At 73.9% G+C, this 16,751-nt stretch carries 16 protein-coding genes; 6 read left to right on the top strand and 10 right to left on the bottom strand.

From position 1 onward, the window contains the following. Window positions 1-40: 40 nt before the first annotated feature. Together AB0B63_RS22960 and AB0B63_RS22965 are read left to right on the top strand one after the other, a co-directional pair. Window positions 41-328, top strand: a complete 288-nt coding sequence (locus AB0B63_RS22960) for a hypothetical protein (RefSeq protein WP_308291061.1) — start codon at window positions 41-43, stop codon at window positions 326-328. A gap of 13 nt (window positions 329-341) precedes the next feature. After that, a complete protein-coding gene (locus tag AB0B63_RS22965) occupies window positions 342-650 on the top strand; it encodes a hypothetical protein (protein ID WP_208569545.1) in 309 nt (102 codons plus the stop codon). Window positions 651-710: 60 nt separating this feature from the next. Here AB0B63_RS22965 and AB0B63_RS22970 read toward each other — a convergent pair whose 3' ends face one another. From AB0B63_RS22970 to AB0B63_RS22980, 3 genes are all read right to left on the bottom strand, one after another. Beyond that, window positions 711-1,910, bottom strand: a complete 1,200-nt coding sequence (locus tag AB0B63_RS22970; protein ID WP_357021927.1) for a low temperature requirement protein A — start codon at window positions 1,908-1,910, stop codon at window positions 711-713. A gap of 56 nt (window positions 1,911-1,966) precedes the next feature. After that, window positions 1,967-2,542: an HhH-GPD-type base excision DNA repair protein gene (locus tag AB0B63_RS22975; protein ID WP_357021930.1), complete on the bottom strand. Its 576-nt coding sequence runs from the start codon at window positions 2,540-2,542 to the stop codon at window positions 1,967-1,969. Between the two features lie 130 nt (window positions 2,543-2,672). After that, complete coding sequence (locus AB0B63_RS22980; protein ID WP_357021933.1) at window positions 2,673-3,896, bottom strand: S8 family peptidase; 1,224 nt, start codon at window positions 3,894-3,896, stop codon at window positions 2,673-2,675. Window positions 3,897-4,086: 190 nt separating this feature from the next. On the opposite strand from AB0B63_RS22980, the gene AB0B63_RS22985 reads away from it, so the two are divergent. Together AB0B63_RS22985 and dtd are read left to right on the top strand one after the other, a co-directional pair. After that, window positions 4,087-5,571, top strand: coding sequence for a methyltransferase (locus tag AB0B63_RS22985; protein WP_357021936.1), 1,485 nt, complete (start codon window positions 4,087-4,089; stop codon window positions 5,569-5,571). 97 nt (window positions 5,572-5,668) lie between these two features. Further along, window positions 5,669-6,091 carry a D-aminoacyl-tRNA deacylase gene (dtd, locus tag AB0B63_RS22990; protein WP_208569550.1) on the top strand — a complete coding sequence of 141 codons (423 nt, stop codon included), beginning with the start codon at window positions 5,669-5,671 and terminating at the stop codon, window positions 6,089-6,091. A 208-nt stretch (window positions 6,092-6,299) separates the two neighbouring features. Here the strand turns inward: dtd and AB0B63_RS22995 are convergent, their stop codons facing one another. Beyond that, window positions 6,300-7,088: a sporulation protein gene (locus AB0B63_RS22995; protein WP_208569586.1), complete on the bottom strand. Its 789-nt coding sequence runs from the start codon at window positions 7,086-7,088 to the stop codon at window positions 6,300-6,302. Between the two features lie 234 nt (window positions 7,089-7,322). On the opposite strand from AB0B63_RS22995, the gene sigB reads away from it, so the two are divergent. Beyond that, window positions 7,323-8,327 (top strand): RNA polymerase sigma factor SigB, encoded by a 1,005-nt coding sequence (gene sigB, locus AB0B63_RS23000; RefSeq protein WP_357021971.1) that lies wholly within the window; start codon window positions 7,323-7,325, stop codon window positions 8,325-8,327. A 256-nt stretch (window positions 8,328-8,583) separates the two neighbouring features. On the opposite strand, the gene AB0B63_RS23005 is transcribed toward sigB, so the two are convergent. Genes AB0B63_RS23005 through AB0B63_RS23015 form a run of 3 tightly spaced genes read right to left on the bottom strand, consistent with a single transcriptional unit; the run spans window position 8,584 to window position 13,256 of the window. Then, complete coding sequence (locus AB0B63_RS23005; protein WP_357021939.1) at window positions 8,584-11,139, bottom strand: GNAT family N-acetyltransferase; 2,556 nt, start codon at window positions 11,137-11,139, stop codon at window positions 8,584-8,586. Window positions 11,140-11,168: 29 nt separating this feature from the next. Continuing rightward, window positions 11,169-12,350: an acetoin utilization protein AcuC gene (locus AB0B63_RS23010; RefSeq protein WP_208569552.1), complete on the bottom strand. Its 1,182-nt coding sequence runs from the start codon at window positions 12,348-12,350 to the stop codon at window positions 11,169-11,171. Window positions 12,351-12,398: 48 nt separating this feature from the next. Then, window positions 12,399-13,256, bottom strand: a complete 858-nt coding sequence (locus tag AB0B63_RS23015) for a sulfurtransferase (protein ID WP_357021942.1) — start codon at window positions 13,254-13,256, stop codon at window positions 12,399-12,401. A gap of 168 nt (window positions 13,257-13,424) precedes the next feature. On the opposite strand from AB0B63_RS23015, the gene AB0B63_RS23020 reads away from it, so the two are divergent. Beyond that, window positions 13,425-14,114 (top strand): metal-dependent transcriptional regulator, encoded by a 690-nt coding sequence (locus AB0B63_RS23020; RefSeq protein ID WP_208569554.1) that lies wholly within the window; start codon window positions 13,425-13,427, stop codon window positions 14,112-14,114. A gap of 69 nt (window positions 14,115-14,183) precedes the next feature. On the opposite strand, the gene AB0B63_RS23025 is transcribed toward AB0B63_RS23020, so the two are convergent. The 3 genes from AB0B63_RS23025 to AB0B63_RS23035 form a co-directional block, all read right to left on the bottom strand. Beyond that, complete coding sequence (locus AB0B63_RS23025) at window positions 14,184-14,735, bottom strand: hypothetical protein (protein ID WP_208569555.1); 552 nt, start codon at window positions 14,733-14,735, stop codon at window positions 14,184-14,186. A 231-nt stretch (window positions 14,736-14,966) separates the two neighbouring features. Then, window positions 14,967-15,209: a DUF5522 domain-containing protein gene (locus AB0B63_RS23030; RefSeq protein WP_208569556.1), complete on the bottom strand. Its 243-nt coding sequence runs from the start codon at window positions 15,207-15,209 to the stop codon at window positions 14,967-14,969. Between the two features lie 27 nt (window positions 15,210-15,236). Beyond that, window positions 15,237-16,733, bottom strand: coding sequence for an alpha/beta hydrolase (locus AB0B63_RS23035; RefSeq protein WP_357021947.1), 1,497 nt, complete (start codon window positions 16,731-16,733; stop codon window positions 15,237-15,239). Window positions 16,734-16,751: the final 18 nt, after the last annotated feature.

Raw genomic sequence — 16,751 nt, forward strand, 5'->3', positions numbered from 1 at the left:
GCATACCGGGATCGTGTTACGCGCGTGGTACGCTCCGGCGGTGGGCAGCCGGTTCAGCTTCACCGACGAGGCGTTGGCCAACCTGCGGGTCTACGACGTCACCCCCGGGGAAGTCTGGGAGGCGCTGCACAGCACCCGCCGGGTGATCCGGCATCTCGGTGAGGACCTGACGGTCGTCTACGCGGCGGGCGCTCGTGGCCGACGGCTGGCCATCCTGCTCGCCGAGGCCGACGGCACCGACCACGACTGGGACGTCCTCTCCGCCCGCGACCTGAGCGACGTCGAGGCCAAGCGCTACGACGAGGCCGTGCGGAGAACGCGCCGATGAGGAGGCGACGGCGATGAACCGTAACGAGGCCATCAAGCGATTCCACGGCGACGACGCGTTCGCCGACCTGATCGACGACAGCCCGCCGGTCGAACTGCCCACCCCCGACACGGACGTGCCGATGGTCAGCCGCTCGGTACGCCTGCCGACGGACACCTACGAGCGGGTCCGGGCGGCGGCCGAGGCCCGGGGCATCGGAGTCACCACGCTGATGCGGCAGTGGATCGAGGCCGGCCTGGCCGACCTGGACGACTCGGCCACCGTCTCGCTGGCCGACGTACGCCGGGCGCTCGCCTCGCTGTCCCGCCCCACCGCCGCCTGACCTGCGTCGGACGCCCCCGCCCCACCGCCGGTCGATCACGCGCCGACTGACGCAGCTGGTTCACAGGGCCGGCCGGGGCCGCTCCGGGGCGTGCCCGCGCGCCCGGCGGTAGTCGACGACGGTGATCGCCGCCAGCACGACGGCCGCCGCAGCCAGTGCCAGCACGGTTGCCGTCCGGGTCACGACGGGCACCAGCGCGGCCAGGGCGAGCACCCCGACGACCCGGGACCGGGAGACCCGCCCGAAAATCTCGTACTCGAAGCGGGCGCGGGCGACCAGGAAGATCGCCGGGCCGCCCATCATGAAGACCGCCCAGGACGGTTCGGTGCGCTGGTACGGGTGCACGATCGCCAGCTCGTAGCCGACGGCCGTGGCCAGCACCCCGGCGACGATCACCAGGTGGGTCCAGCTCACCGACTCCCCCAGCCGGCCGGGCCGGTCGGCCACCCGGATCGCCTCGGTGAGCAGGTGACCCGCCCGGTGGAAATAGATCCGCCAGAGCAGCACGGTGGTGACGAAGGACAGCAGGAAGGCCCCCGAACTGGCCCCGGAGAAGCTGTACCCGCTGAAGGACAACCCGATGATGAGGATGTTCTCGCCGAGGGCGATCAGGAAGAACTGCTGGTAACGCTCGGCCAGGTGTTCCCCCAGCACCCCCCAGGTGGAGGTGCGGGTCGCGCCGAGCCGGGGCACCGGCCAGCCGAACATCAACCCCGCGTAGTCGACGAGGACGGCCAACGACCAGCAGGCCAGCCGCCACGAACCGGTGAACACCGCGCCGAGCACCCAGGGCACCGCGCTCATCACCGCCCAGGCCACCACCCGCATGGTGACCAGGCGTCGTGGGTGCCCCCGCAACGCCAACGTGAGGAAGAGCGGTCGCCCCACCTGCACCGCCACGAACGCGAGGGCGAAGGCCAGCCCCCGGCTGTCGAAGGCCCGTGGGGTGGCGACCGCCATCACCATGCTGCCCAGCATCGAGTAGACCACCACGAACTGGATCTCCGGGCGCTCCGGTTCGTACCGGCTGGTGACCCAGGCGGTGAACGTCCAGACCGCCCAGAAGGCCAGAAAGATCACCAGGGTCTGGGTGATCTCGGCCAGCAGATCCTGACGGACGACGCTCAGGTCGTCGATGATCCGCTGGGAGACCCGGGTCAACGCGAAGACGAACACCAGGTCGAAGAAGAGCTCCAGGAAGGTGGTCCGGGGTGAGCTCAGCCCGCCGCGCAGCAGCGCCGCCCCCCGCTCGTCCGCCATCGTCCACCCGTCGCCGCTGTCGCGGATCTCAACGAGCCGACCCGGCTCCGGTTGCGTCAGCCCTTGTCCGCCTTCGCCGCCGCCTTCATCTGCTGCTTGTACTCGCGGACCCGACGCAGCGACTCCGCATCGGTGACGTCGGCGACCGACCGGTAGGTGTCCGGGTCGCCGTAGCCGCCGGCGGCCTCCCGCCAGCCGTCGGGGCGCACGTCGTACCGCTTGCCGAGCAGGGCGACGAAGATCTGCGCCTTCTGGGTGCCGAAGCCGGGCAGGTCGGCGATGCGGCGCAGCAGTTCCCGTCCGTCGGTGACGTCCGCCCAGAGCCGGCCGGCGTCGCCGGCGTACCGGTCGACCAGGATCCGGCACAGCTGCTGTACCCGGCCGGCCATCGCCTTCGGGAACCGGTGCAGCGCAGGCGGCCGGGCGAAGACCTCGACCAGTTCCTGCGGGTCGTAGCCGGCCAACTCCCGGGCGTCCGGGTCGTGCCCCAGCCGTTGGGCGAGCACGTACGGCGAGGAGAACGCCTTCTCCATCGGCACCTGTTGGTCGAGCAGCATCCCGGTCAGCAGGGCCAGTGGGCTGCGCTCCAGCAGCCGGTTGGCCTCGCCGTCGATGGGCAGCGAGAGCGTCATGCCCCCATCCTGCCCGCCCCGGCCGCCCGCCCGGCCGACATCCGGTGCGGTCCGCCCCGCCGGGAGGCGTCCGGACGCGGCGCGGCCCGGTGGACACGGGTGTCCACCGGGCCGTCGGTGCCGTGGGGCGTCAGTTCACGACGAAGAGCAGCCGGTTCGGCGAGCCCGAGCCTGGGCTGGTCACCACGTTCGGGGTGGCGCTGCCGGTCAGCGAGCTGGCGACCTGCGCCGGGGTGTACGAGGGGTTCGCCGACAGGACCAGGGCGGCGGCACCGGCGACGTGCGGGGACGCCATCGAGGTGCCACTGATCGTGTCGGTGGCGGTGTCGTTGGTGTTCCAGGACGAGGTGATGTTCGAGCCCGGCGCGAACAGGTCGACGCAGGTGCCGAAGTTGGAGTAGGAGGCCCGCGCGTCGGTGTTGGTGGTGGCGCCGACGGTGATCGCCGAGGCGACCCGTGCCGGGGAGGAGGTGCAGGCGTCGGCGCTGGAGTTGCCGGCCGCCAGCGCGTACGTGATGCCCGAGCTGATCGAGCTGGCCACCGCGTTGTCGATGGCGGTGCTGGCCCCGCCACCGAGGCTCATGTTGGCCACCGCCGGCTTGACCGCGTTGGCGGTCACCCAGTTGATGCCGTTGACCACGGCGGTGGTGCTGCCGCGACCCCGGCAGTTGAGCACCTTCACCGCGACCAGCTGCACGCCCTTGGCCACGCCGTACTTGGTGCCGCCGACGGTGCCCGCGACGTGGGTGCCGTGGCCGTTGCAGTCGGTGTTGTTGGAGTCGACCGCGTTGGTGCCCCAGGTGGCCCGGCCGCCGAAGTCGGTGTGGGTGGTCCGGATGCCGGTGTCGATGATGTACGCCCGCACGTTGGTGGCCGTGTTCGGGTAGGTGTAGCTGGAGTTCAGCGGCAGGTTGCGCTGGTCGATGCGGTCCAGACCCCAGGACGGCGGGTTGGTCTGGGTCGCCTGGACGGTCACCACCCGGTCCTGCTCGACGTAGGCCACCGACGGGTCGGCGGCGAGCCGGCGGGCCTGGCTGGCGCTCATCTTCGCGCTGAACCCGGTGAGGGCGGCGCTGTAGACGTCGGCGACGTTCCCGCCGTACCGCTTGGTGAGGCTGGCGGCGCGGTCCGGCACGGCGGTCCGGGCGGCCCGGCTGTTGGCGGTGCCGACGGCGTCGCCCTTCAACACGACCAGGTAGCTGCCGCTGATCGCGTCCGGGGAGGAGGCGTAGCGGATCTGTCCGGTGGGGGCGGCGAGGGCGGGGGCGCCAGCGGCGACGGAGAGGGCCGCGGCGGTGGCCGCGACGGCGACCGCGCGGAGCGCGTGACGCCGGGGGACGGACACGTCGGACATCGTCTGAACTCCCTACCGGGTACGACCGGGCAGGCAGGGGCCGCCCGAACGTCCCATCGACGGATGTTGGAGGGAATGCTAACGAGACATCGACGTACGTAACAGAGATAACGGCCGGGGGATTGAGGTGGCGTTATGGAAGTCAGCGGGTGCCCGCCACCGGTGCCCCCACGCCAGGCAGGATGACGTGGTGGACCGTGACGACATGCTGCTCTCCCCCGCCGGCGTCGAGGCGCTACGCGCCGCGCTCACCAGCGCCGACTTCACCGCCAACGGCATCGCCGGCCGACTCGGCCCGCAGGCCACCGGCGGGGTGGCCCGCAACGACTTCCGGGCCGCGCTGCGCGCCACCGAGGACCGCGACCCGCTGGGCACCCTGATCCGGGTGTTCATCTGCGACCAGACCGAACCGGAACCGGCGGTCGCCGCCGCGCTCGCCCCGCTCGACCTCGCCGACGCCGTCGCCGCCGGCCTCGTCGAGCCGTACGGTGACGGGCTGCGCGCCGGGGTCGACCTGGAACCCTACGGCGACGCCTGGTGGGTGCTCGCCGACGTACCGGCCAGCGCCCGCCCGGGTCGACCGCTGCACAGCGAACACGTGCTCGGCATCGGCGGGGCCACCCACACCCTGATCGGCGCGACCGTCCGCCACCCGGTGGACACCGCACTGGACCTGGGCACCGGGTCCGGGGTGCAGGCCCTGCACCTGGCCACCCACGCCCGGCGGGTCACCGCCACCGACGTGTCGCAACGGGCGCTGCGTTTCGCCGCCACCACCGCCGCCCTCAACGGGCAGGACTGGGAACTGCTGCGCGGCGACCTGGTCGCCCCGGTGGCCGGCCGACGGTTCGACCTGGTGGTCAGCAACCCGCCGTTCGTGGTCGGGCCGGGCACCACCACCCACGTCTACCGGGACTCCGGCCGGGTCGGCGACGCGATCGGCGCTGAACTGGCCGCCGCCGCGCCGGGCCTGCTCACCGAGGGCGGCACCATGCAGTACCTCGCCAACTGGGTGCACGTCGCCGGGGAGGACTGGGCGGAACGGGTGACCGGCTGGTTCGCCGGCACCGGCCTGGACGCCTGGGTGATCCAGCGCGAGGTGGCCGACCCGATGGCGTACGTCCACCTGTGGCTGACCGACGTCGGCGAGGCGACCGACCCGCACCGGGCGGCAGCCTGGCTGGACTGGTTCGACGCGCACAAGGTCGAGTCGATCGGATTCGGCATCGTCTCGCTGCGCCGCAACGGTCACGAAGACCCGGTCGTCCGGGTGGAGGACCTGCGGCAGCGGGTCGAGCCACCCCTGGGCGACCAGGTCGCCGGCTGGTTCGACCGGCAGGACCTCCTGCGTGCCCACGGTGCCGACGGCCTGCTCGACCTTCGCTACCGGGCGGCCCCGGGGCTGCAACTGCGCCAGGAGGCGACGATCGGCGACGAGGGCTGGGCGGTGGACCGGCAGGTCCTGACGATGCCGCACGGGCTGCGCTGGAGCGAGGAGATCGACCCGCTGGTGCTGGCCCTGGTCGGCGGCTGCGACGGACGGCTGCCGCTGCGCGACCAGCTCGCCCTGCTCGCCGCCGCGCACGACGTCACCCCCGACGAGCTGGCCGAGGCGGCCGGCCCGATCGTGGCGCGGCTGATCGAGCGGGGCCTCGTCGAACCGGTGACCAACTGATGCGCGCGGTCGAACGGGGCACCCCGATGCGGGCGGTCGAGCGAGGCACCCCGATGCGGGCGGTCGAACGGGGCATCGTCAAAGCGGTGACCGGCTGATGCGGGCGGTGGTGCAGACGGTCGAACGGGCCAGCGTCACCGTCGACGGCGAGGTGGTCGGCGCGATCACCGACGGCCTGCTGGTGCTGCTGGGCATCACCCACACCGACACCCCCGAGTTGGCCCGGACGATGGCCCGCAAGGTGCACGAGCTGCGCATCCTCGACGGCGAACGCAGCGCCGCCGACACCGGTGCCCCGATCCTGCTGGTCAGCCAGTTCACCCTCTACGGCGACACCCGCAAGGGCCGCCGCCCGAGCTGGCTCGCCGCCGCCCCCGCCGAGGTGGCCGAACCGCTGGTCACCGCCGTGGTCGAGGCGCTCCGCGCCCGGGGCGCGACGGTCGAGACGGGCCGCTTCCGCACCCACATGCTCGTCGAGAGCACCAACACCGGCCCCCGCACCCTCCTCCTGGACCTCTGACCCTGCCCCCTCCTCCCATCCCCCCTTCTCCCCTCCCCTCCACCCCCACCTCAGCCCTCAGCCCTCATCTCCAGCCCCGGTGATCAAGAAGTTTGCGTCAAGTTCGATCTTCAAAGTGACGCAAACTTCTTGATCACCGGGGCTGGGCGAGCGGGGCGGGGCGATTTGGGGGGTGGGGGTGGGGTGGGGGTGAGTGGGGTGGGGTGGGTTAGGAGAAGAGGCCTCGGCGTTGGAGGGACTGGCGGAGCCAGCCGTCGAGTTGGGCGGCCCAGTCGGTGCGGTCGGCGGTGGCATGGTCGACGGTGAACCGGCCGAAGGCGTCCCGACCCTCGGTGAACAGGCCACCCCGCTTGTCCATCTCCAGCACCACCTGCACCTGGTGCGGGTCGGTGACGAAGGTGACCTCCAGCTGGTTGATCGCCCCGGCGTACTGCGGGGCGGGGTAGAACTCGATCTCCTGGTAGAACGGCAGGCTCTGCCGTACGCCATAGATGTGGCCGCGCTCGACGTCGGCGCGGGCGAACCGGAAGCCCAGCCGCAGCAGCGCCTCCAGCAGCCGCTCCTGAGCCGGCAGTGGGTGCACCGACACCGCGTCCAGGTCACCCTTGTCGACTGCGCGGGCCACCTCCAGCTCGGTACGCAGCCCCATCGTCATCCCGTGCAGCCGGTGGCCGTACAGGTCGGTCAGCGGGGTCTCCCACGGCACGGCGAACCGGAACGGGATGTCGTAGCGCTGCCCCGCCTCCAGCCGGAACGGGCCGGTGACCTGCTGGCGGGCGAACTCCTGGGTGGTCTCGTACTCGGAGTCGGCACTCTCCACCTCGACCCGGGTGACCAGGCCGAGCGCCACGTACTCGATGTCGGCGGCATGGTCGCCGCCGGCCACGTGGACCCGCCCCTCCAGCACCCCGCCGGGACGGCAGTTCGGATTGGCGAGCACGGTCTCCACCGACGGACCGCCCACCCCCATCGACTGCATGAGCCGTTTGAAGACCACCACGTCCTCCATTGCCTGTCGCATCGCCGACCCCGATGGCCGACGCTGGCACGGTAGCCGGACCTGGCAAGACCGCCGACGACCCACCCCGCATCCGACCAGATTGCTGTCGGGTCCCCGATCGCCTCACCCCCGTTTCACGTCCCGGTTGGAAAGCTGTCCATCACCGGAGCCGATGGCGCCGGTAGGCGACACCGAAAGCAGACACGGGGAGACACAGAGATGGCCCTGCAGATGATCGATAACAAGACGCGCCCGGCCACCACCATCGACGCCGAGCACGGCACCGAAGCCCTCACCGACCTCGACGCCACCGACGAGCGCGGGGTCTCCACCGACCTGGTCCGGGCCTACCTCAACGGCATCGGCCGGACCAAGCTGCTCACCGCGGCCCAGGAGGTGGAGCTGGCCAGACGGATCGAGGCCGGGCTGTTCGCCGAGGAGAAGCTGTCCACCTGCACCCCTGTCTCCGGTGACCTGCGCGCCGACCTCGCCCTGATCGCCCGGGAGGGCCGCGCCGCCAAGGACCACCTGCTGGAGGCCAACCTGCGGCTGGTGGTCAGCATCGCCAAGCGCTACACCGGGCGGGGGATGGCCTTCCTCGACCTGATCCAGGAGGGCAACCTCGGCCTGATCCGCGCGGTCGAGAAGTTCGACTACGCCAAGGGCTACAAGTTCTCCACGTACGCCACCTGGTGGATCCGGCAGGCGATCACCCGGGCGATGGCCGACCAGGCCCGCACCATCCGCATCCCGGTGCACATGGTCGAGCAGGTCAACCGGATGGTCCGGGTCCGCCGGGAGCTGTCGGTCACGCTGGGTCGCGAGCCCATCGTCTCCGAGGTGGCGCGGGCGATGGAGATCCCCGAGTTCCAGGTCATCGAGCTGATCTCGTACGACCGGGAGCCGGTCAGCCTCGACCAGGCCGTCGGCGAGGACGGCGAGAGCGCCCTCGGTGACTTCGTCGCCTCGGTGGACCAGCGCACCGAGCCGGGTGACGCGGCCGCCAACGGCGAACTGCGCAACGAGGTACGCATCGTGCTGTCCACCCTCTCCCAGCGGGAGCAGGCGGTGATCCGGCTCCGGTTCGGCCTGGACGACGGCCGGCAGCGCACCCTCGACGAGGTCGGCAAGGAGTTCGGCCTGTCCCGGGAGCGGATCCGGCAGATCGAGAAGGTCACCCTGCTCAAGTTGCGCGACCCGGAGCGGGCGCAGCGGCTGGAGGCGTACGCCTGCTGAGCGGGACGGTTCGGCGCAGGCCCCCGGCGGTTCGCCGGGGGCCTGCCCGCTGTCCGGGGTCCCGTCACCGCCGGAGCCGCCGGCGGGCACGGTCAGCGCCCCCGGCGGGCACGGTCAGCGCCCCCGGCGGGCACGGTCAGCGCCCCCGGCGGGCACGGTCAGCGCCCCCGGCGGGCACGGTCAGCGCCCTCGGCGGGCACGGTCAGCGCCGCCGGCAGCAGGGCACGGTCACCGCCGGAGCCGGCGGCGGGCACGGTCAGAGCCGGCGCGGGCCGGTGTCGGGGCGGGCCCCGGCCGTGCCGACCCCCACCGCCGCGTGCAGCACCGACACGCCGTCCGGGCGGGCCAGCACCGGGTTGAGGGTGAGCGACCGCACCCGGGGCTGCTCGTCGGCGAGCCGGCCCACCCGCAGCAGCAGGTCGGCCAGGGCCGCCCGGTCCACCGCGTCGGCACCCCGGTGCCCGTGCAGCAGCGGCGACGCCCGGGGCTCGTCGACGAGTTCGGCGGCGTCCCGGTCGGTCAACGGCACCGCCCGCCAGGCCCGGTCCCCGAGCAGTTCGGTGGCGACCCCACCGAGCCCGAAGCCGACGACCGGCCCGAACGCCGGGTCCTCGCGCAGCTCCACCACGCAGGCCACCCCCGGCGGCACCATCGGCTGGACCAGGACGTCCGCGCCGAAGGCCGCCGCCAGGTCCGCGTACGCCCGGCGTAGCGCGACCGGGTCGGCCAGGTCGAGGCGGACGGCGCCCAGGTCGAGGCGGTGCCGCAGGCCGGGCGCGGCGGCTTTCAACGCCACCGGCCAGCCCAGCCGCCCGGCGGCGGCGAGCGCCTCGTCGACGGTGCCGGCCGGGGCCGAGCCGACCACCTCGATGCCGTACGCGGCGAGCAGCGCCGCCGCGTCGGCGGCGTCACCGCGCAGCGCGGCCTGCCCGGCAGCCCGGTCCACCCCGGTCAGTTGCGGTGGCGTGCCCGGGTCCCGGCGCAGCCAGTCGGCGTACCGGCTGACCCGGCCCAGCGCCCGCACCGCCTCCTCCACGCTCGGGTACGCGGGCAGCCCGACCGGCACCCGGCCGGCGAGGAACGTCACCACGGTCGGCTTGCCGCCGGTCACCGCCGCCGCCACGGCGGCGGTGAAGTCCGCCTCCTCGACGGTGAGCTGCCCCGGCAGGGGTGGGGCGAAGACCGCCACCAGCGCGTCCACGCCGTCGTCGGCGGCGGCACCGGCCAGCGCGGCGGTGAACGCGGCGGCACCGGCGTGCGGGCCGACGTCGTGGGGGTAGCCGGCGGCGACCGTGAGGCCCTGCCCCGCGCAGGCGGTGGCCGCCAAGCCGGTCAGCGCCGACGAGTTGCCGACCACGCCGACCCGGCCACCGGCGGGCAGCGGCTGGTTGGCCAGCAGCGTCCCGACGTCGAGCAGTTCGGCGACGGTGTCCACCCGGATCACCCCGGACTGCGCGAAGAGGGCACCGACGGCGGCCTCGTCGAGCGTGGGTGCGACGCCGGACCCGACCGGGCGGGCCAGCGAAGCCAACGCCACCACCGGCTTGTCCCGGCCGATCCGGCGCACCAACCGGGCGAACTTGCGCGGATTGCCGAAGGTCTCCAGGTACAGCAGGATCACGTCGGTGCCCGGGTCGTCCTGCCAGAACTGGAGCAGGTCGTTGCCGGACACGTCGGCCCGGTTGCCGGCCGACACGAAACTCGACAGGCCCAGCCCCCGGCGCTGCGCCTCGGCCAGCAGCGCCACCCCGAACACGCCGGACTGGCTGAAGAAACCCACCCGTCCGGGGGCGGGCAGCACCGGGGCCAGGGTGGCGTTGAGGCGTACCCGCCCGTCGGTGTTGGCCACGCCCAGGCAGTTCGGGCCGACGACCCGCATGCCGGCGGCGTGCGCCGCCCGGACCAGGGCCCGTTGGGCCGCCGCGCCGGCCGGTCCGGCCTCGGCGAAACCGGCGGAGATGACCACCAGGCCGTGCGCGCCGGCAGCGGCGGCGTCGGCCACCACCCCCGCCGCCGCGTCCGGGGGCACCGCGACGACCGCCAGGTCGACGTCCACTCCGGCGTCGGCTGCCGACGGGTACGCGGGCAGCCCCGCCACCGTGCGCGCGCTCGGATGCACCGGCACGATCGCCCCCGGGTAGCCGCCGTCGCGCAGGTGCCCGAGAACGGCCGCGCCGACCCCCTGACCGGTGGCGCTGGCCCCGTAGACGGCCACCCCGCGCGGGGTGAGCAGCCGGGCGATGGACCGCGCCTCGGTGCGGTGCTCCCGGCCGCGCTGCACGGCCAGGGTCGCCTCGGTCGGGGCGATCGGGAACGTCAGGTGCACCACCCCGTCGGCGAACTGCCGTTGCACCTGGTAGCCGAAGTCGGCGAAGACCCGCAGCATCGCCCCGTTGGTGGGGAGCACCTCGGCGACGAAGTGCCCGATGCCGGCCCGGCCGGCCGCGTCGGCCAGGTGCTCCAACAGCACCGAACCGATCCCCCGGCCCTGGTGGGCGTCCTCCACCACGAACGCCACCTCGGCTTCGGGGGCCGCCGGACCCAGCCGCTCGTACCGGCCGACGGCGACGATCCGGTCGCCGACCAGCACCACGAACGCCTCCCGGTCCCGGTGGTCGACGGTGACGAAGCGGCGCAGGTCCCGTTCCGGGATACGCGGGTACGGCGAGAAGTAGCGCAGGTAGCGGGTGCGTTCCGAGAAACGCCCGTGCATGGCGACGATCTCCGGGGCGTCCTGCGGCCGGATCGGTCGCAGGGCGACGGTGCTGCCGTCGCTGAGCAGCACGTCCACCGGTTGGTCGACAGTGGTCACCACGTCCGGTCCCTCCCCAGGTCCCCGGCTCAGTCGCGCGGGTCGTACGGGTCCAGCCCGAGCAGCGGGAACACCGCCTTGCGGGTGGCCGCCACCGCCCGGTCCACCGAGTTCGGCTCCCCGGTCGGCTGCCACGGCTGGTGTGACGGGTCGACGTCGTCGGTCATCCGCAGCGGGACGTCCCGGCCGGGCAGCCGGTGGGCGGCCAGCGCACGCCAGTCGGGCGGGGTGAGGGTGGCCGGGTCGAGCGGGTCGCCGGTGGCCACCGCCAGCAGGTGCGTCCAGGCCCGGGGCACCACCTCCACCAGGGCGTACCCGCCGCCGCCGGTGGCCACCCAGCGGCCGTCGCACAACTCGTCGGCGAGCGCCCGCAACGTCAGGTAGGTGGCCCGTTGCCCGTCCACCGACAGGTGCAGGTCGGCCAGGGGGTCGAGCCGGTGCCCGTCGGCACCGCACTGGGTGAGCAGGATCTGCGGTCGGAACGCCCGCAGCACCGACGGCACGATCGCGTGGAAGGCGCGTTGCCAGCCGGCGTCGTCGGTGCCCGGTGGCAGCGGCACGTTGACCGCGCTGCCCTGCGCCCCCGGGCCACCGGTCTCGTCGGGGAACCCGGTGCCGGGGAAGAGCGCGAGCGGGGTCTCGTGCAGGCTCACCGTGAGCACCCGGGGGTCGTGGTAGAAGACCTCCTGCACACCGTCGCCGTGGTGCACGTCCACGTCGACGTAGGCGACCCGCTCGGCGCCCAGGTCGAGCAGGCGGGCGATGGCCACCGCCGGGTCGTTGTAGACGCAGAACCCGGCGGCCCGGTCGGGCATGGCGTGGTGCAGCCCACCGGCCACGTTGACCGCGCGGCGGGCCTCGCCCCGCCAGACCGCCTCGGCGGCGGCCACCGTCGCCCCGGCGATCAGCGCGCTGGACTCGTGCATCCCGTCGAAGACCGGATTGTCCGAGGTGCCCAGTCCGTAGCCGGCGAAGAGCGGATCGCGGGGGGCGGTCCGGACCGCCGCCAGGTAGTCGGGCAGGTGCACCCGGGTCAGCGTCGCGTCGTCGGCCGGCTCGGGCCGGATCAGCCGTACGCCCGGCCGGTCCAGGACGCCCAGCTCCCGGGCCAGCGCGACGGTCAGCTCGACCCGGACCGGGTCGAGCGGGTGCTCCCCCATGTCGTAGTCGAGCAGGGACTCGTCCCACACCACCAGTGTGTCGTCCGACATGGGGTCATCGTCGCACGCGGGTCACCGGTCGCCCACCAGGCGTGCTGGTCAACCGGCTGGTGTCGGGCCGGTGGCCACCGGGCGGGACGGGTCGGCGACCCAGCCGCTCCACGATCCGACGTAGAGCGCGGCGTCCGGCCGACCGGCCAGGTGCAACGCCAGCACCGTCTGCGCGGCGGTCACCCCCGATCCGCAGTACGCCCCCACCGGCTGGTCGGCGCGCACCCCGGCGGCGGCGAACCGGTCCCGCAGCGCCTCGGCGGTCAGGTAGCGGCCCTCGGTGACGTACTCGGGGGCGGGCAGGTTGACCGCGCCCGGCACGTGCCCGGCGACCGGGTCGATCGGCTCGGTCTCGCCCCGGTAGCGGGGGGCGGCCCGGACGTCCAGCAGCACGCCGTCGTCGGCCGCGCCGAGCCGGGCCGCGTCGTCGGCGTCCAGCACCGGCAGCCCACCCGGTGTGACGGTCACGTCGCCGGGTTGCGGGGTGGGCACCTCGACGGTGCCGGGCAGGCCGGCGGCGAGCCAGCCGGACCAGCCGCCGGACAGCACCCGTACCGACCGGTGGCCGGCCCAGCGCAGCGTCCACCAGGCGCGGGCGGCGGCCAGGCCGTCGCCGTCGTCGTACACCACCACGGGATGACCGGCGCGGACACCGGCGGCCCGCAGCGCGGCCTGGAGCGCGGCCGGTTCGGGCAGCGGGTGCCGGCCCGCCGGGCCGGGCGGACCGCACAGGACGGTGTCCAGGTCCACGAAGACCGCCCCGGGCAGGTGGCCGGCGGTGTAGTCGTCGCGGCCCGGGGGGCCGACCAGCCGCCAGCGGACGTCCAGCAGGGTCGGCGGGTCGGGGCGGGCCAGCTCGGTGGCGAGCCGGTCCGGCTCGATCAGGGGCGCAGCGGTACCGGACATGACGTCCAGTCAACACCATCGGGGCATCGACCTCGCGATTCGGCGCAGGTCGATCTTCGTGGGCCGGGGTAGCATCGACCACCGGGAGGCCGCTGACGTGAAGCATGACCGGGTCGACACCACTGAGCGCGAAGCTACCTTCGCCGCCTTCGGACAAAAGGGGCGAATGTGAAAAGCCACGACTTAGTGGACACGACCGAGATGTACCTGCGCACCATCCTCGAACTCGAAGAGGAAGGGGTGCCGCCGCTGCGTGCCCGGATCGCCGAGCGGTTGCGGCAGAGCGGGCCCACCGTCAGCCAGACCGTGGCCCGGATGGAACGCGACGGGCTGCTCACCGTCGAGGGCGACCGGCACCTGGCGCTCACCGACCTGGGCCGGGGCACCGCCGTATCGGTGATGCGCAAGCACCGGCTCGCCGAACTGCTGCTGGTCAACGTGATCGGGATGCCCTACGAGGAGGCCCACGAGGAGGCCTGCCGGTGGGAGCACGTGATGAGCGACGCGGTGGAGAAGCGGGTCTACGACCTGCTCAACCGACCCACCCGCTCGCCGTACGGCAACCCGATCCCCGGCCTGGAGGAGCTGGGCTCGCCGGAGACCGAGGCCACCGACCACGCCGAGGGTGAACGCAACCTCGCCTTCCCCGGGCTGACCGGCCCGGTGGTGGTCCGGCGGATCTGCGAAAGTGTGCAGACCGACGCCGACGTGCTGCGGCAACTGCACGCCGCCGGGGTCGACCCGGGCGCCACGGTCACCGTCGCCCAGGAACGCGACGGGGTGTTCATCGACCGCTCCGGCGAACGGGTCCGGCTGCCCCGCGAGGTCGCCTCCCGGGTGTTCGTCGCCGCCCACTGACCCGCGAAGGGCCGCCTGGTTGGCCGCGCCCCGACCCGCACGCCGACCTCGCCGGCTGCCGGGCCGGTGTCACAGGGACCGGGTGTCGAGCTTCCTGGCCAGGTCGACCAGGTGGCCGGCCACCGCACCGGCGGTCGCCCGGTCCTCGGCCGGTGGGCAGGTCCAGCGGAGCGTGGCCAGCCGGTCCTCGGCGGCCAACCAACCCACCTCGGCCGTCGGCCCGTGCTTCGCGGTCTTCGCGCCGGTCCGCCGGTAGCCGGCCTGGCCCAGCTTCGACACCTTCGTCGCCCCCTCGGGCAGCACGTCGGCGGTGAAGGTGGGCACGTCGATCGAGGTGTCGGTGACAGTCAGGGTCAGCTCCGGCCAGGTGGTGTCCGTGGCCCGCACCACGCAGGTACGGGTATCACCCCGCTCGCTGGCCGCCGCCACGTCGAAGTGGACGCCGGTGTGCTCCTCGATCACCGCGAAGTCGAGCAGCCGGCACGCCCCGCCGGACGAGGCGGCACCCACCTCGACGACGACCGGTTCCCCCGCCGGCAGCCGTACCGGGTCGGGCTCCGACGCCCCGCAGCCCGTGGTCAGCAGCACGCCCGCCCCGGCGAGCCAGATCCGCCCGTGCACGGGCACACCTCCGTGATCGTCGGCGGGAGATCCGCCGATGTCCGTCGGAAACCGTACGGGTTGGCACTGCCGGACGGAAGACCCGGGCAGCCACCCGGCGGCGTCAGGTGGGCGGGAGGTCACGCTTGGCCCGCAGTGGAGCGGCCCCGGCACCGCCATCACCACCCAGATCACCCGGGCCGTGCCGGTCATCAGTCGGCGCAGGTGGGGCGGGCCGCCGGGACAGCCGAACTAGTCGTCTACGTACGGGCAGTGCCGGCAGCCACGCCCGCAGCAGGTGCCCCGCCGGGCCAGGAACCCGGCGCTGAGGACGAACAGCCCGGTGGCCGGGTCGGGATACCCGGCGTCCCCGGCGGCGAGCGCGGCGGCGTGCGCGGCCAGGATCCGCGCCCGGTCGGGGTGCTCAGGCGGCAGCCGGGACGGGTGCGGCTCGGTCAGCGGCCGGCCCGCCAACGGACGTCGTTGCCCACTCACCACGGCGAGTCTACGGACCCGGTGGGCTCACTGCCCCGGGCCGGCGGTCTCGGCGCGTACCCGGGTCAGCAGGTCCACGAAGGGACCGGGTCGTTGGAAGAGCGACCGGTGGCCGGCGGCGTCCAGCAGCACGTGTTCCTTGTGCGGGGCCTGGAGTTGGGCGTACCACTGGGCGGTCAGGGCCAGCCGGCCCGGCACCTCGTGCACGCCGTCGACCAGGTAGACCGGCACCGCCAGCTGCCGCACCCGGGTACGCAGGTCGACCTGCTGGACCTTCGGGTAGAGCACGTCCCAGCCGTCCAGGGTGCCGCCGAGCACGTGCGCCTTCTCCAGCAGGGTGTACTCGGCGACGCCGAGGTTCTCCCCCGTCCCGCCCCGGCCCTCGTGGTTGCCGGTGCGGTCGAAGTCGAAGGCGGCTGCCTCATTGGCCAGCAGCGGCTCGTAGTGGTACATGTCCGGATACGGCGGCGGTCCCAGGTCGGTCAGCTGCCGTACCAGATCGTCCCGTCCGGTCCGGCGCGCCCAGGAGACGGTGTCGGCGTACTGGCTGCGGTCGGCGGCCCGCAGGTCGACCGCTTGGCCGACCCCGACGTACGCCCGGAACAGCTCCGGGCGGCGCTGCACGGCGACGGCGGCGACCAACGACCCGCCGGAGTGCGCCACCAGGTAGACGTCCGATCGGCCGAAGCGCTGCCCCAGCCGGTCGGCCACGGCGAGCAGGTCGGCGACCTCGCTGTCGAGGGTCAGCGACGACGAGGGCGGGAACGCCGCCCAGGACCGGGCCGCGCCGCGCCGGTCCACCGTCGCCACCACGAACTGCCGTTCCAGGTCGGGGAGGTGCCGACGGACCGCCCCCACCTCGGAACTGCCCGGCCCACCGGGCAGGAAGAGCAGCACCGGGGCACGCCGGTCGGCCCCGCGCAGCAGCACCCCCAGCTCCCGGTCGCCGCCACCGCGCACCGTGGTCAGCTCGGCGATCCCACCCGGTACGGCGGCCGTGACCGCCGGCAGTGCCACCCCGACCGTCACCAGTGCGACCAGCGCGGCGAGCAACCCCACCCCGGCCCGCCCCAGCCAGGTCCACACCGGACGGCGGCCCGTCGCCGGGGCGACCCGCCGGGCCAGACCCGCACCGTAGGCCGCACCGACCAGCAGCGGCAGCAGGGACAGCAGCCCGTGCACGCCCCGGCCCAGCAGCAGCGCGCCGATACCGAAGCCGGTCAGGTGCGGAGCGTCCACGGTCGGCCCCCGCAGCGGCCAGCGGACCAGCTCGACGGCGAGGGCAAAGAACACCGGAGCCGCGAGCATCGCCGCCCGGGACCGGCCCGCCCAGCCGGCGAGCCCACCGACCGCGAGGCTGACCAGGATCGACGTCACCGCCTCGGCGGTGGTGCCGGGACCACGCGGGGTCCACCAGCCGACCAGCAGACCCCAGCCGAGCGGTGCGACACCGGTGACGAGCCACCGGACCGACCGGGTGGCACGGGTGAGAAGGGCGGACTGGGACAGCGACGGCTTCGCCATGACACCTCAACCGGAGTT

It is taken from the genome of Micromonospora sp. NPDC049081 (assembly GCF_040648835.1).
GTDB lineage: Bacteria > Actinomycetota > Actinomycetes > Mycobacteriales > Micromonosporaceae > Micromonospora > Micromonospora antibiotica.